10 protein-coding genes are annotated in these 13,256 nt (G+C 47.9%); 5 read left to right on the top strand and 5 right to left on the bottom strand.

What is annotated here, in order from left to right; genetic code table 11:
• The 3 genes from HB364_RS14580 to HB364_RS14570 are packed head-to-tail and all read left to right on the top strand — an operon-like array spanning window position 1 to window position 4,386.
• Entirely contained in the window at window positions 1-1,185 is a 1,185-nt protein-coding gene (locus HB364_RS14580) for a PKD domain-containing protein (protein ID WP_167288843.1), read from the top strand.
• On the top strand, window positions 1,185-3,200 hold the full coding sequence (locus HB364_RS14575) for a TonB-dependent receptor (RefSeq protein WP_167288841.1): 2,016 nt from the start codon (window positions 1,185-1,187) through the stop codon (window positions 3,198-3,200). Before HB364_RS14580 ends, HB364_RS14575 begins: the two co-directional genes overlap by 1 nt.
• Before the next feature lie 28 nt (window positions 3,201-3,228).
• Complete coding sequence (locus HB364_RS14570) at window positions 3,229-4,386, top strand: YncE family protein (protein ID WP_167288839.1); 1,158 nt, start codon at window positions 3,229-3,231, stop codon at window positions 4,384-4,386.
• A gap of 41 nt (window positions 4,387-4,427) precedes the next feature.
• Here the strand turns inward: HB364_RS14570 and HB364_RS14565 are convergent, their stop codons facing one another.
• From HB364_RS14565 to HB364_RS14555, 3 genes are all read right to left on the bottom strand, one after another.
• Window positions 4,428-6,059: a hypothetical protein gene (locus HB364_RS14565; RefSeq protein WP_167288837.1), complete on the bottom strand. Its 1,632-nt coding sequence runs from the start codon at window positions 6,057-6,059 to the stop codon at window positions 4,428-4,430.
• Window positions 6,060-6,208: 149 nt separating this feature from the next.
• Entirely contained in the window at window positions 6,209-6,631 is a 423-nt protein-coding gene (locus tag HB364_RS14560; RefSeq protein ID WP_167288835.1) for a hypothetical protein, read from the bottom strand.
• 75 nt (window positions 6,632-6,706) lie between these two features.
• On the bottom strand, window positions 6,707-7,207 hold the full coding sequence (locus HB364_RS14555; protein ID WP_167288833.1) for a hypothetical protein: 501 nt from the start codon (window positions 7,205-7,207) through the stop codon (window positions 6,707-6,709).
• A 220-nt stretch (window positions 7,208-7,427) separates the two neighbouring features.
• Here HB364_RS14555 and HB364_RS14550 point away from each other — a divergent pair, with 220 nt between their 5' ends.
• Together HB364_RS14550 and HB364_RS14545 are read left to right on the top strand one after the other, a co-directional pair.
• The gene (locus HB364_RS14550) at window positions 7,428-8,084 is read left to right on the top strand and encodes a ferritin-like domain-containing protein (protein WP_167288831.1); all 657 of its coding nucleotides are present in this window, start codon (window positions 7,428-7,430) and stop codon (window positions 8,082-8,084) included.
• A gap of 117 nt (window positions 8,085-8,201) precedes the next feature.
• Window positions 8,202-8,687: a low affinity iron permease family protein gene (locus tag HB364_RS14545; protein ID WP_167288829.1), complete on the top strand. Its 486-nt coding sequence runs from the start codon at window positions 8,202-8,204 to the stop codon at window positions 8,685-8,687.
• Window positions 8,688-8,700: 13 nt separating this feature from the next.
• On the opposite strand, the gene HB364_RS14540 is transcribed toward HB364_RS14545, so the two are convergent.
• Together HB364_RS14540 and mazG are read right to left on the bottom strand one after the other, a co-directional pair.
• A complete protein-coding gene (locus HB364_RS14540; RefSeq protein ID WP_167288827.1) occupies window positions 8,701-12,474 on the bottom strand; it encodes a sensor histidine kinase in 3,774 nt (1,257 codons plus the stop codon).
• On the bottom strand, window positions 12,471-13,253 hold the full coding sequence (gene mazG, locus HB364_RS14535) for a nucleoside triphosphate pyrophosphohydrolase (RefSeq protein WP_167288825.1): 783 nt from the start codon (window positions 13,251-13,253) through the stop codon (window positions 12,471-12,473). The genes HB364_RS14540 and mazG overlap by 4 nt, the downstream gene beginning before the upstream one ends.
• Between the last annotated feature and the right edge of the window lie 3 nt (window positions 13,254-13,256).

Raw genomic sequence — 13,256 nt, 5'->3', positions numbered from 1 at the left:
ATGAACAAAATAATCATCCGCTACCAACCTGTTCTTATCCTCCTGGTCTTTGTTGCTTTATTACCAGGCTGTAAAAAAGACACCCCCGATAAGATAGCCGCTACTGTTATGATCAAGGAGCCTGCAGGCGGTTTTGTGGTAGACCGGTATCAGTTCCTCGTACTGCCTGCCACTACTACCCTGCCCAATGCAGTGTACGCATGGAAAGCCGGCAATGAGATCATTGCAACGACCGATACGCTTCGCTTTATCAGCCATACCGCCGGTACTTATCCCATTACCCTGACCGTTACCAATGGCACGGAAACGCTATCCACCACTATTAACGTGGTGGTGAAAAAGGAAAGCACGGCGTATTCTTCCAAAGCGATGAAAGTATTTGAATACTTCCCCGCACCGGGTCAGTTTGTGAACAGCATGCCTGAATGGAAGGAAGGGGAAACCGCCGAACAGATGGCGCTGAAAGCAACCAACGCGCTCAAAACATCATCCGGTATTCACCTGGGCGGCTTTGGCGGATTTGTAGTAGTGGGCTTTGATCATGCGATCATGAACAACTCCGGTCAGGCCAGCTTTAAAGTATTGGGCAATGCTTTTAATGAATGGTCAGAGGCCGGTATCATTGAAGTAGCGATGGATGCCAATGGCAATGGATTGCCCGATGATACCTGGTATGAGATTGCCGGTTCGGAATACAATAGTCCGAAAACGATCCACCATTACGAGATCACCTACCACAAGCCGGATGAAAATAAAGTGCCTACGCCCGATGAAAATAACTGGTCGCTGAGCGATACAACCTATATCCGGTGGACGGACAACCAGGGGGCGGCCGGTTACCTGTCTAAAAACGTATTCCATGCACAACCTTATTACCCGCAATGGAAAGGCAGCAGCATTACGTTCAAAGGCACAAAGCTCACCAGCAGTGGTGTCAAAGACCAGTCTGGCAATGGATCTTATTATGTGAGCTCGCCTTTTTCTTTCGGCTATGCTGATAACTGGCCCAATGCGGATGAAGGGGTTGGCATCCGGCTCGACTGGGCAGTAGATAAGGCAGGTAAGCCGGTGAAGTTGCCCGCTATCCATTTCATCAGGATCTATACCGGTATGCGTGCCGAAGCAGGCTGGCTGGGAGAAGTATCTACAGAGATTATGGGTGTAGAAGATCTGGGGCTGCAATGATGAACACTGTATTACGGCAATATATTTGGCTCCTGGTATGCTGTTGCAGTATCAGCACAGTTGCTGCACAACAGAAAGATACTGCACGGGTGCGCAGTCTTGACGCTGTAATAGTGACAGCCGACCGCACCATCAAAGAAGTAATACCTGTGCAAACGCTGAACGGCGCTGCCCTGCAACGCCTGAGCGTACACTCCGTGGCCGATGCCATCCGGTATTTCTCCGGCGTACAGGTAAAAGATTATGGTGGTGTGGGCGGCCTGAAAACAGTGAATATCCGCAGCCTCGGCAGTCAGCATGTGGGTGTTTTTTATGATGGCATTGAACTGGGCAATGCCCAGAACGGTACGGTTGACCTGGGGCGGTTTTCTTTGGACAATATGGTGTCCATTTCGCTTTACAATGGACAGAAAAGCGCCATTTTTCAAACGGCCAAAGATCTTGCTTCCGCCGGTGCTGTTTATATGACTACCCGCATTCCTTCTTTTACGGAAGGTAAAAGGAATAATTTCAAGGCTACTATAAAAGGCGGCTCCTTCGGCACCATTAATCCATCCCTCTTATGGGAACACCGGCTGAATGAGCAACTCACCACTTCGTTCAATGCCGAATACCTGTATACCAATGGCCAATACCGGTTCAGCTATGTGAAGAAGGACGGATACGATACCACGGAAGTGCGGAAGAACGGGGATGTATATACCCTGCGCCTGGAAGGCGGCCTGTATGGCCGTATAACAGGCGGTGAATGGAAGGCAAAAGTGTATTGGTACAATTCCGAAAGAGGTTATCCCGGCGCCGCCGTACGGGAAGAGCCGGGCCGGTTCAAACACCAGGACCGGCAATGGGACAATAATGTATTTGTGCAGGCATCTATGCGCAAGCAATTCAGCCAGCGCTACAGCCTGCAATTAAATAGTAAATATGCCTATGATTACCTGCACTACCTGTCGGACCCCCGGCTGGATGTGACCACGCTCTATGTAAACAATCATTACCGGCAGCAGGAAGTTTATTTTTCTGCTGCCCATTTGATTACCCTGCTGCCGGGCTGGAGCGTGAATGCAGCGACTGATTTTTTGTTCAACACCCTGCGTGCCGACCTGGTTGATTTTGTATACCCGCGCCGTTATACCACCCTGGGGGCGCTGGCCACTTCGCTTCAATTAAAGCGGCTTACGGTACAGGTCTCTTTGCTGGGCACCTTTGTGCAGGAAACTACCAAAGTGGCAAACAGTGCGGCCGGTAGCAAGCATGAATACACGCCTTCACTTATTATATCCTGGCAACCCTGGAAACAACCCGACATTCACCTGCGTGCTTTTTACAAACGCATTTTCCGGATGCCTACGCTCAATGACCTATACTATACATTCATTGGGAATAAATACCTGGTCCCGGAATATACCACCCAATACAATGCAGGCGTAACCTTCGCCCGCGATTTCCCGCATAGCTTGCTCCGCCGGGTAGAAGCGCAGGCAGACGCTTATTTTAACCAGGTAAAAAATAAGATCGTGGCCATGCCCACCTCCAACCAGTTCCGGTGGACGATGCTGAACCTGGGTTATACGGAGATCAGGGGACTGGATGTAGCCGTACAAACCAACTGGCAACTGTCGCCGGCGGTGTTGCTCAATGCCCGCCTTAGCTATACCTATCAAAAAGCGCAGGACTTTACCGACCGTGCCAGTCCGTATTATGGCGGGCAGTTGCCTTATATACCCTGGCATAGCGGATCACTGGTATTGAACCCCACCTGGCAAAGCTGGCACCTGCACTATAGTTTTATTTATACCGGTGAGCGCTATGAAGCAGTGGCCAATATACCGGAAAATTATAGCAGGCCCTGGTACACACATGATGTGGCGCTGACAAAAAACATGACTCATAAGAAAAAAACGGTCCGGCTTACGGCGGAGGTGAACAACCTGCTGAACCAGCACTATGAAGTGGTGCAATGGTATCCCATGCCGGGCATTAATTATAAACTAATTGCCGGCATCACCCTGTAAAGCCTCGCTTACAACAAATACACTGATGATGAAATTTACGCTACCAACCATCTCCCTGGTATTCCTGCTTCTCCTGCTGGCAGGTACTTCCTGCCGGAAAGAAGATGCTATTGTGCCGCCTACCACTACGCCCATCACGCCTGGCACCAACGGCCTGGTGAAAGGCTTCTTTTTACTGAATGAAGCCAATATGGGCAGCAACAAGGCTTCCCTTGATTATTTTGATTATCCATCCGGTACGTACCATAAGAATATTTTCCCTGCCCGCAATCCGGCTATTGTAAAAGAGCTGGGCGATGTAGGCAATGATATACAGGTCTATGGCAATAAGCTGTATGCAGTGATCAATGTATCGCACCTGGTGGAGGTGATGGATGTAACCACAGCCAGGCATATTGCCACGATCCCCATTCCCAACTGCCGGTATATTACTTTCGATAAAGGCTATGCTTACGTAAGTTCCTATGCTGGCCCTGTATTGATTGATCCCAATGCCCGGCTGGGCTGTGTAGCCCGGGTAGATACCGTCACCTTTACCGTGAAAGACACCTGCGTGGTGGGCTATCAGCCGGAGGAGATGGTGATCCGTAATAATAAACTCTATGTGGCCAATTCAGGAGGTTACCGCGTACCGCATTATGATAATACAGTATCGGTGATTGACCTGAATACATTTAAAGAAACGTCCAAAATAACAGTAGGCATTAACCTGCACCGGATGGAGCCGGATGGACATGGGAATATTTACGTTACCTCCCGCGGGGATTATAAAAAGATACCTTCCAATACCTATATCATCAATAGCACCGACGAAGTGACAGACACGCTTGACCTGGCGGCCAGCAATATCACCATCTGCGGCGATTCGGCCTATGTATACAGCACGGAATGGAGTTATGTTACCAACAGCAATACCATTACCTATGCCATTATCAACACGAAGACAAAAACAGTGGTGTCGCGCAATTTTATAACGGATGGTACCGACAAGAAGATCGCTATTCCTTATGGCATTGCAGTGAACCCGGAAACGCGGGAGATACTGGTAACAGACGCCAAAGATTATGTAACGCCGGGCAGGTTGTATTGCTTTTCGCCCGATGGGAAACGTAAATGGGATGTGGAGACCGGTGATATTCCTGCCCATATTGTATTCACCAACAAAAGACTCAGCGGCATGCCTTAATACCTCGTTGCCTCTTTGCCTTGCTGCCTTGTTGCCTTTTTCTACTCCATCCCTACCGTTTGCTTTACGCCGGTAAAGATGGATTTCCACACGAGGTTGAAGAAAGATTTGTGGGTATCCCGTTTATAATGCACATCGGCCACACGTACTTCTTCCTTTTTACCGGGATTGTCATTCTTCACTTTTATATTGGCCAACATGCTTACCAGCCCCTTTTTGTTCAATGAATTATCTGTACTGTCTTTTTGCAGCAGGGCAATCCTCAGGTCGTTGTAAAAAATGGTGAGCCGCCCATCGGTGGTATAATCGGTGCCGGAGAAGTTGAATTTCATACCGCGTAGCGTACCCTTCTCAATCGTGGTCAGTCCCATGGGCTCTGTGAGCTGGTTGAGGTCAGTGGCTTCTATGCCCCCCATTTCCCCTTCTATGGTAAACCTTCCCCCGTCGGGATAGAAATTGATAAGCGCCCTTACAGGCGCTTTATCCAGGAATTGTGCCCTGAACTGTACCTGCATACTTTTGGCGACCAGTAATTTCCGGTGATTGGTAAGGTTGGCGACCGATACAACCGCTTTATGAAATTGCACTTTACCACTTTTGCCGCTCTTGCCATTGCGCTCCTTGTATTCAATAAAGCAATTATGAAAAGTTGCTTTTTTAACAGCCAGATCAATGGGTAGTTTCATGATCAGTTGGTTGGGGTAAGTACCTACCCTGTTCTTCCCATCGTGCGGAAAAGAAAGGTCCCGGTAAATGCGGACATTACTGGCGCCAGCCACCAGGGAATCGGCTGCTATATCCTGCTGCACCAACAGCAGTGACACATTCAGGCTGGCCAGCCTGATCTGCCGGATATCCACATCAAACCGGTCATTGGCGTATTTAAACTGCTGCAGGAACTTTTGTTCGGGCAAAGCAGGGTTAATCGTAAACCTGTTCATGCTCAGTTTTTTCTCACTGCTGTTCAGGTGGATGTCATGCACTTCATATTGGTACAATTTATTTTTGCTGCTCCAGCGCGCTTTTTTGCATTTGACCAGTACTTGTTCGGCAAACAAAATACGGGTGGTATCCTTATCGTGCAGACTATCCACGGCAATGCGAAAGAGATCAATGAATACGCTGTCAAACTGCATGCGGATTTGGCCGGTCTTCCATTCGCGGGTAATGATGGTGGCATTGACTACGGAGAGCGTATCAATTTTTATCAGTTCGAGATTGCCCAATATCTGGCGGTACATTTCTTTGTCGGGCACCTTTTTCAGCGAATCTTTGCCCTTGCCGGTAAAAAACAATTCTATACGGGGGGAATGGATCACTACTTTGCGTCCGTCAATTTCGCTGTTCAGTAATGCTCTGGGTGTTTTTACGCCGGCCACTGTTAAGGAAGGTATACTGATCTTTGCCAGTACGGAAGGCGCATCACTGGTATTGCTCAATTGATTGTACACATTGGAGTCGGGCGCCAGTTCAAGGTTGGTGGCGGTGAGGCTACCGGCCACTTCATCAATATCCAGGCTGCCGGTTTTTATGCCATACAAATTATTGGATTTGTCGGCTATCGTTTTAGCCACTTCGTTTTTTACGATCCGGCGTTTATAGATACTCCAGGTAACAATGCCCCCGGCGATGAGTAACAATAGAACTATTATGGCAATGCTTCTCTTCGACATACACTAATATTATTGGGGTTTAGAATTCCTATCAGCCGTCCCGCCTTAGCGGGATGACGGCTATTGGCAAGCCTCCGGAGCGAGTGAGCAAAAAAAAGCGGCCTAACGCAAAGATCAGACCGCCTATCGCACTTTCTTAGGGTGGTTTCCTAGCTTGCTACGGCGTAGAAATTAATCTGGCCGTTATTCTTTTTATAATAAACTGTCTCCGTCATTTTGATCTTGAGCAATGTAACAGGGCGTTTGTCTGTCAGCTCATCAATAGCATCATCTAACCCTGCTTCACTTACCAGTTGTAAGCCTGACTTTACTTTAAGGGCTGTACCGGTCACTTTCATATAAATGCCCTTCTCTTTATCTACATATTTGAGGGATACCGGAAACTTATCGGTAGCTACCGGCAATTCATCAGCACAGCAGCACCAGATATATTGGTTGGCATCTATGAATACCGTTTCAACCAAAAAGCGGTCCTTCAGGGTAGCCTTGTTGTGTATCTTAAGCGCCCCAAAAAATGTTTTCTCTATAAACCGTTTTGCGAATTTCAGGTTATCAGGTAATATAAAGCGCATAGTTAGTTGATTTTAGTTGTTTAGCTGATCACTGTTTACTCTTGCCTTTATGCCTTGTTGCCTTTATACCTTTCCTTATGCCAACACCACAGGATGCAGCTTATACGGCCTGTACCGGGGCTTTTCCTGTAAGAGATAGCTGCAGATAGCATGCCACCAGGATTGCAGCCGGCTCACGGCACGCTCGCGTTGTTCATAATAAGCGGCATGTTCAACACGTACTTTTACCAGCATCACCCGGGAAAAGACATTCACGCGGTGTTCAGGCGCCCCGTCGAGCAGTGCATTGATCTCATCCCGGCTGGTGACCACCCATGCCTGGCCGGATACCTGCAGGAAAAAGGGTTTGCCCTTGCGGTAGAAATCAAGCCGGGCAGGGAATTCCTTATCGCTTTCATCTATAAACAGGTCAGGATTGTGCAGGAAGAACAGGATATTCCCTGCTTCATCTACCCGTAGTACAGATATAATAGAAGTAGGTAATTTAAACGCAGCATTACTGGTGTTGGCGAAAAGAGCGCTTCCGATCTCATGGATACGGTCTCTCAGGAAACCAAGTTGTATATTGCTTAACATAGCGGTTATTTTTAACACAATATTTTCAAATGATATGCCTGTACCAGGCCATCTTCTTTTCTGTAGAATTAATTACCCATCCAGGCTGGTAGATGTGATGCCGGGTTTTTCTTCCTCAACTATGCCGGCAAATTGTAGATACTCCTGCGCTCACTGTATGGCACACCTTTTACCACTCTCTCTTTCATCACCACCTATTAACTAAATAAAAAATCTTTTTATGGAAAAAGCAACTAAATCCAGGAAAGCCAGTTCCGGGAAAAATGAAAAAATACCAGCGAAAGGTTCTTCTCAACCTGCCAATAGGCAGATGGGAGAAGAAATGGAAAAGCTTTTTACGGATATGCTGAAGGATATTTACTGGGCAGAAAAAGCATTGACGAAAGCATTGCCTAAACTGGCTAAGGCAAGCACCACTACTGAACTGAGCCAGGCCTTTGAAGAGCACCTCACACAAACAGAAGAGCATATCAGAAGACTGGAACAGGTATTTGAATTAATGGGACAGAAAGCACAGGCAAAAAAATGCGATGCGATGGAAGGTTTACAAAAAGAAGCGGAAGAAGTGATGGAAGAAACACCCGAAGGATCACTGACACGGGATGTGGGCCTCATTATAGCAGCACAAAAAGTAGAACACTATGAAATTGCTACGTATGGCGGTTTAACTACGCTGGCCAATACTTTTGGCATGACAGAAGTAGCTGAGCTGCTGGGACGTACCCTGGAAGAAGAAAAAGAAACTGATGAGAGCCTTACTTATATTGCCGAGAACAATGTGAATTTTCCTGCCGGCATTGAGGATGAAGCAGGCTCATCCCGGAAGACAGGCACCCACAAGAATAGGATGGAAGAAGAGGAAGACGAAGAAGCTTAATTAGGGTTGAAAACATTCACTCACAGCCGTTAAAGCTTAAGGTGTAGAGGCAAAGCCGGGCCACACCCTGTGGCCTGGCTTTTTTATTGATAGTGTACCTGCGTAATATCATTTTATATGGCAAAACCTTCCAAATCAAAGAACCTGAAATGGGCCCGTCTCTTTAACAGGATCACTGGCAAACTGACGCGTGCCGCAGGCAGTCCGCTGGCCTCCATCCTGGCCATGCTGCTCATCATCGGCTGGGCGCTGTGCGGACCACTGTTTGGCTTTTCCGATACCTGGCAACTGGTAATCAATACTTCTACCACCATCATCACCTTCCTGATGGTATTCATTATCCAGCAGACGCAGAACAAGGATACTACCGCTATCCACCTAAAGCTGAATGAATTGATCGCCTGCCATGAGAAAGCCAGCAACCGCCTGGTGGATATTGAAGACCTGACGGAGGAAGAGCTCAGCGTGATCAAGAAGTATTACACCAAATTATCAGCACTGGCCGAAAAGGAAAAAGACCTGCATAGTTCCCATTCCCTGGATGAGGCAGATGAGAACCACCAACAAAAATTCAAAAGTTTAAAAAAGCCTTTACATGCGTGACCCTATGTCGCCATTAATTCATAGCCCTCAACAAAGGTATCTTCACATAGAAGGTAGTGCCCTCGCCTTCTTTCGTTACAAACCAGATATCGCCTTTGGCCTGCTCCACAATGCTTTTACTCATGGCCAGGCCAAGCCCTGTGCCGGAAGATTTAGTGGTGAAATTGGGCGTAAATATTTTGGACTGGGTAGCCTCGGGAATACCGGTGCCATTATCGGAAATACTCACCGTAATATATTCGCCATTCAGCACTTCATTCATGCGGATGATATGCTGCGGCATGCCTTCACTGGCTTCAATGGCATTCTGCATCAGGTTGGTGAACAGGCGGTTCAGTTGCGTCTTATCAGCAAACAGTAATACTTTATGCGGTACGGCCTCCCATTGGAAATCGAGGTTCTCGGTAGCCTCATACAAAGACGTAAGAGAATACAACATCTCATGCAGGTCAAACACCTCGTTGCGCGGGTTACCAATATTGGCAAACTGTGAGAAGTCGGAAGCGATCTTGGACAGGTGATCAATCTGCTCCACCAGTGTGCGGGCCACGCCGGCCGTCATCTCCTTTACATTGGGATTGTTATCGTCAATGGCTTTCTGCAGGTACTGGATGCTCAGCTTCATCGGGGTGAGTGGATTCTTGATCTCATGCGCTACCTGCCGGGCCATCTGTCGCCAGGCGCCCTCCCGTTCACTCTTAGCCAGAAATTCGGCGCTCTCGTCCAGTTTCCGCACCATCTTATTATATTCTTTTACCAGTACGCCGATCTCATCATTGCGGCTCCAGTTAATTTCCTGGTTCATCTTACCCAGGTTAATATCCCGCAGCTTTTGCGTAATGAGGGTAAAGGAAGACGTGATACGGTTGGTAATGAACAGGGCAATAGCGCCTGCCACCAGGAAGATAAAAGCATTCAGGTTAATGATCGTGACCAGGAAATAAGAGATCTCCTGCGTAAGCTCCACTTCTGCGCTGTAGGAAGGCACGTTGAGGTAGGCAACGGCATTGCCATCATCATCGCGCACCGGGGCATAGATGCTGAGGTAATCTACCTTGCCCACTTTTTCATCGGTAACGGTTTGTACCTGCCGCAGGTTGTGCAGCCGGAAATACGCGAGGGGATTCATTTTTTCACTCACTACCCCGCGATAATAAATATCCTGGTTGGAAGCCACTTTAAGATCACCGGCCGTATCATAGAGGTTCACATCCATACCATGGATGTCGGAAATATCTCTCATCAATTGTTCCACTTCATCGCTAAAGCCCGGCTCATACAACATGATGCCTTCGTTGAAGGTAGCATGGTCGGTCAGTTTCTTTTCCACTTCGTTCACCATGATCTGGATGGCGCGGGTAAGCCGGTCCTGGTTATTGCGGTGATACCGGTTAATGATAAAAATTACATTGGCCACCCCGATCACCACAAAGAGCAGCAGGCTGATCATAATAATGGTGCTGTGTATCTGGGAGCGGATGCTTAACTCCCAGAATTCCTTCCAGGAAGTTCGTTGCAGGCGGCTGCGCATCAGGTAAGCCACGATGCGGTAAAAGGCCAGCAGGAAGAGGAAGGTGCTGAACAGATAGGCAAATAAGGTAATGGCATCTATAAAAGAATTGCTCTTCCGGGCCACCACCACCACCTTATCGGGCGTACCGCGGTACCACAGCTCTTCATACCCATCTTTTTTAACAATGCTGAACTCATCCTTTAAGGACTGCTTATTGAGATAAGTGGGAAATGCATAATCATTATAGTGACTGATCAGTTTCAGGCTGTCATAAATAGCCCAGGCATACACCGATCCGTATTCCGGTGTTATTTCCCGCGTTTGTTTAAACAGCTCGGGCACCAACGCTTCGCTCTTATGCCGCTTGGGATCGGACAATACAAAGAGGTAGCCAATGGCAACATTATTGGTATCTACCACCTCCTTCTTAAAAATATAGGAGTATTTATCGAATGACCTTTCAAAGTAGCGCAGGTCCGGGAAATCGGGGATATTGGTCACCTTGGCCTGGTTGCGGAAGATCGTATTGAGGGTATCGAATGAGCCAGGCTCTGTATTGTAGAGCGGGTTCATGTCTTTATCAAAGGTAAACAGCCAGGTATCATACTTACTGGAATAACCGGAAAAGCTGGTTTTATTGATGCTGTCTTTCAGACGGGCATTCTCCTGCTGGTTATAGAAGCGGTGAAAATTGGGTTCCAGGAAGTTATTGTCGAGGTAAGCGAGGGCAATGTTCAGTAACCGCTCGCTGGAGGGATCGTGCTGGGTGGCCAGTTTCTCCGCATACCGTTTTCTTTGTTCAAATTCTATTTTGCCATTCTCAAAGAGAATAACGGCCGATATGGAAAAAGAAAATATAAAGAGCCAGAACAATACTTCCGATACATTGAGCCGGTAATTCAACCCGGCAAAGAGCTTTTGCTGCATGAGCCACATAAAGAGCAGCAGCCATACCAGGGCATAGAGGTTGAGTTCTATCATGGCAGTATTGCGCTGGAACGATAGCAGCAGCAGGCCCAGGAAGGCCGTGATAATAAATAATACATAATTCTTTTCTCCTACCAGCTTACCTACCACGGTGAGGAATATCTGCGCCAGCAAAAAATAGCTGAGTCCCAGGGTGGCCATAACGGCAAAACCCACAAAGCTGTACTGTTTTACGAGGCTGAAAAAGTCGGCTACATTGAAAGATATCTTGGCATCGGACACCAGCGTTTGCAGGATATCGGCAAATGTAAAAGTGCAGATGATGAGCAATGTTAGAATACCGGTAGTGCCTGCCCAGTTTTTCCAGGGTTTATCAAACGCTTTAATGGTAGAAGTATCCAGACGGCGGTTAATAAAGATCACCATCCAGCAAAGCAGCAGTGCATTGATGAGCAGATCGCCCAGGGAGCTTAGTACCAGGCTGGAACCATAGATATAGGGATCAAAAAGTTCAAATTGCCGCAGGTTAAGGATACCGGGGAAGAAGTAAGTGGCCAGGCGCATGAGCAGCAGCAGCCCTACGAGAAAACCAACGCCCCACCACAATCCATAGCGGCGGCCAATATAGTCGGCTGTTTGCTGAATATATATGAAGAGCAGGAAGATGCCGGCAATGACCAGCAGTATAGACCATATACTGTGCTGCTGCAGGTGCTCATTGATCTGCTCAAGGTAAAACAAGGTATTGCCACGGATACTTTTAACGGGCCAGGCCGTAGGCGACATAACAAGATCTACCCGTTCCACCGCTTTGGCATAACCGGCAAACTCTTTGGGCAGGTTCTCCATTTCTACAAAGTACCTCCATATTACAGGGATCAGTCCCTGTACGGTATACTGTTTGCCATGCAGGGTGACCCGCCGGCTGCTGTACACATAAGAGCCATTGACCAGTTTGATGAGCCGGCTGGTATCCATGCCCCAGGAGAAAGAGACATCGGGCAGGATCGTCTGCGTATTCCAGAAAACGAGGTGCGGCGTATTGAGCGAATCATCGTGGTGGCCGTAAATAAAAATATCGTAGCCTTTGTTATTGTCGAGCACCCGTTCGAGGGTAGTTTCATCATAGCGCTGTTCTACCAGCATGGCCAGTAAAGCCGTATCAGTAGTAAACTCCCGGAAATCTTTTTCTTTCTGCTGTATCCGCTGCTCAATCAGGTTCACATAATACCTGGTGGTAGTAGTGCCGATAACATACTTATTGAGGATGAGCGCTACGCCAAAAAGGCCGATGGCAGCCAGCAGGTAAATATTCTTAATGAGCCAGTTTTTCAGCAATTGCTTCAAGTGCCGGGGTTTTGTTTTTTAATGCTGTTCCAGAGGGCGTCCATTTCGGCCAGGGACATATCGGCCAGGGATTTCCCATCGCTGTTTGCCAGTTGTTCCATACGGGTAAAACGGCTGATAAACTTCTTATTTGTCCTTTCCAGCGCATTTTCAGCATCTATCTGCAAAAACCGTGCATAATTGACCAGGGAAAACAGGAGATCGCCAAATTCCTCCTCTATTTCAGGCTGTTGTGCAGCGGCAACCGCTTCCTGTAACTCGTCCATTTCCTCCTTTACCTTGTCCCATACCTGCTCCCGGTGGTCCCACTCAAACCCTACCTGTTTGGCCTTTTCCTGCAACCGGGTAGCTTTTACCACGGCAGGCAATGATACAGGCACCCCGCCCAGGACGGAGGTTTTGCCCTCTTTTAATTTCAATTTTTCCCAGTTCTGCTTTACTTCTTCCTCGTCTTTTACCTGCACATCGCCATAAATATGCGGGTGGCGGGATACCAGCTTGTCGGCAATCCCGTGCAGGGCTTCTTCGAGCGTAAACTGTCCTTGCTCGGCCCCTATTTTGGCATAAAAGAGCATGTGGAGCATGAGGTCGCCGATCTCCTCCTTAATGCCTTTCCAGTCTGTATCCGTAATAGCATCTGCCAGCTCATAAGTTTCCTCAATCGTCAGGGGCCGCAGGGTGTGCACGGTCTGCTTCCTGTCCCAGGGACATTTTTCCCGCAACTCATCCATAATAGTCACCAGCCGCAGGAAAGCTGCGGCCACATTGTTTGTTTCCATAGT

Origin of the sequence: Paraflavitalea devenefica, assembly GCF_011759375.1 — a bacterium.
Taxonomy (GTDB): Bacteria; Bacteroidota; Bacteroidia; order Chitinophagales; family Chitinophagaceae; genus Paraflavitalea; species Paraflavitalea devenefica.
This window is presented reverse-complemented; position numbering and strand designations above follow the sequence as displayed.

Excerpts from the sequence above, each read along its gene's own strand:
- HB364_RS14545 (WP_167288829.1), top strand. The coding sequence starts at position 8,202 with ATGGCAAAACCTTCCAAATCAAAGAACCTGAAATGGGCCCGTCTCTTT.
- HB364_RS14560 (WP_167288835.1), bottom strand. The coding sequence starts at position 6,631 with ATGCGCTTTATATTACCTGATAACCTGAAATTCGCAAAACGGTTTATA.
- HB364_RS14575 (WP_167288841.1), top strand. The coding sequence starts at position 1,185 with ATGAACACTGTATTACGGCAATATATTTGGCTCCTGGTATGCTGTTGC.
- HB364_RS14570 (WP_167288839.1), top strand. The coding sequence starts at position 3,229 with ATGAAATTTACGCTACCAACCATCTCCCTGGTATTCCTGCTTCTCCTG.
- HB364_RS14555 (WP_167288833.1), bottom strand. The coding sequence starts at position 7,207 with ATGTTAAGCAATATACAACTTGGTTTCCTGAGAGACCGTATCCATGAG.
- HB364_RS14565 (WP_167288837.1), bottom strand. The coding sequence starts at position 6,059 with ATGTCGAAGAGAAGCATTGCCATAATAGTTCTATTGTTACTCATCGCC.
- mazG (WP_167288825.1), bottom strand. The coding sequence starts at position 13,253 with ATGGAAACAAACAATGTGGCCGCAGCTTTCCTGCGGCTGGTGACTATT.
- HB364_RS14550 (WP_167288831.1), top strand. The coding sequence starts at position 7,428 with ATGGAAAAAGCAACTAAATCCAGGAAAGCCAGTTCCGGGAAAAATGAA.
- HB364_RS14580 (WP_167288843.1), top strand. The coding sequence starts at position 1 with ATGAACAAAATAATCATCCGCTACCAACCTGTTCTTATCCTCCTGGTC.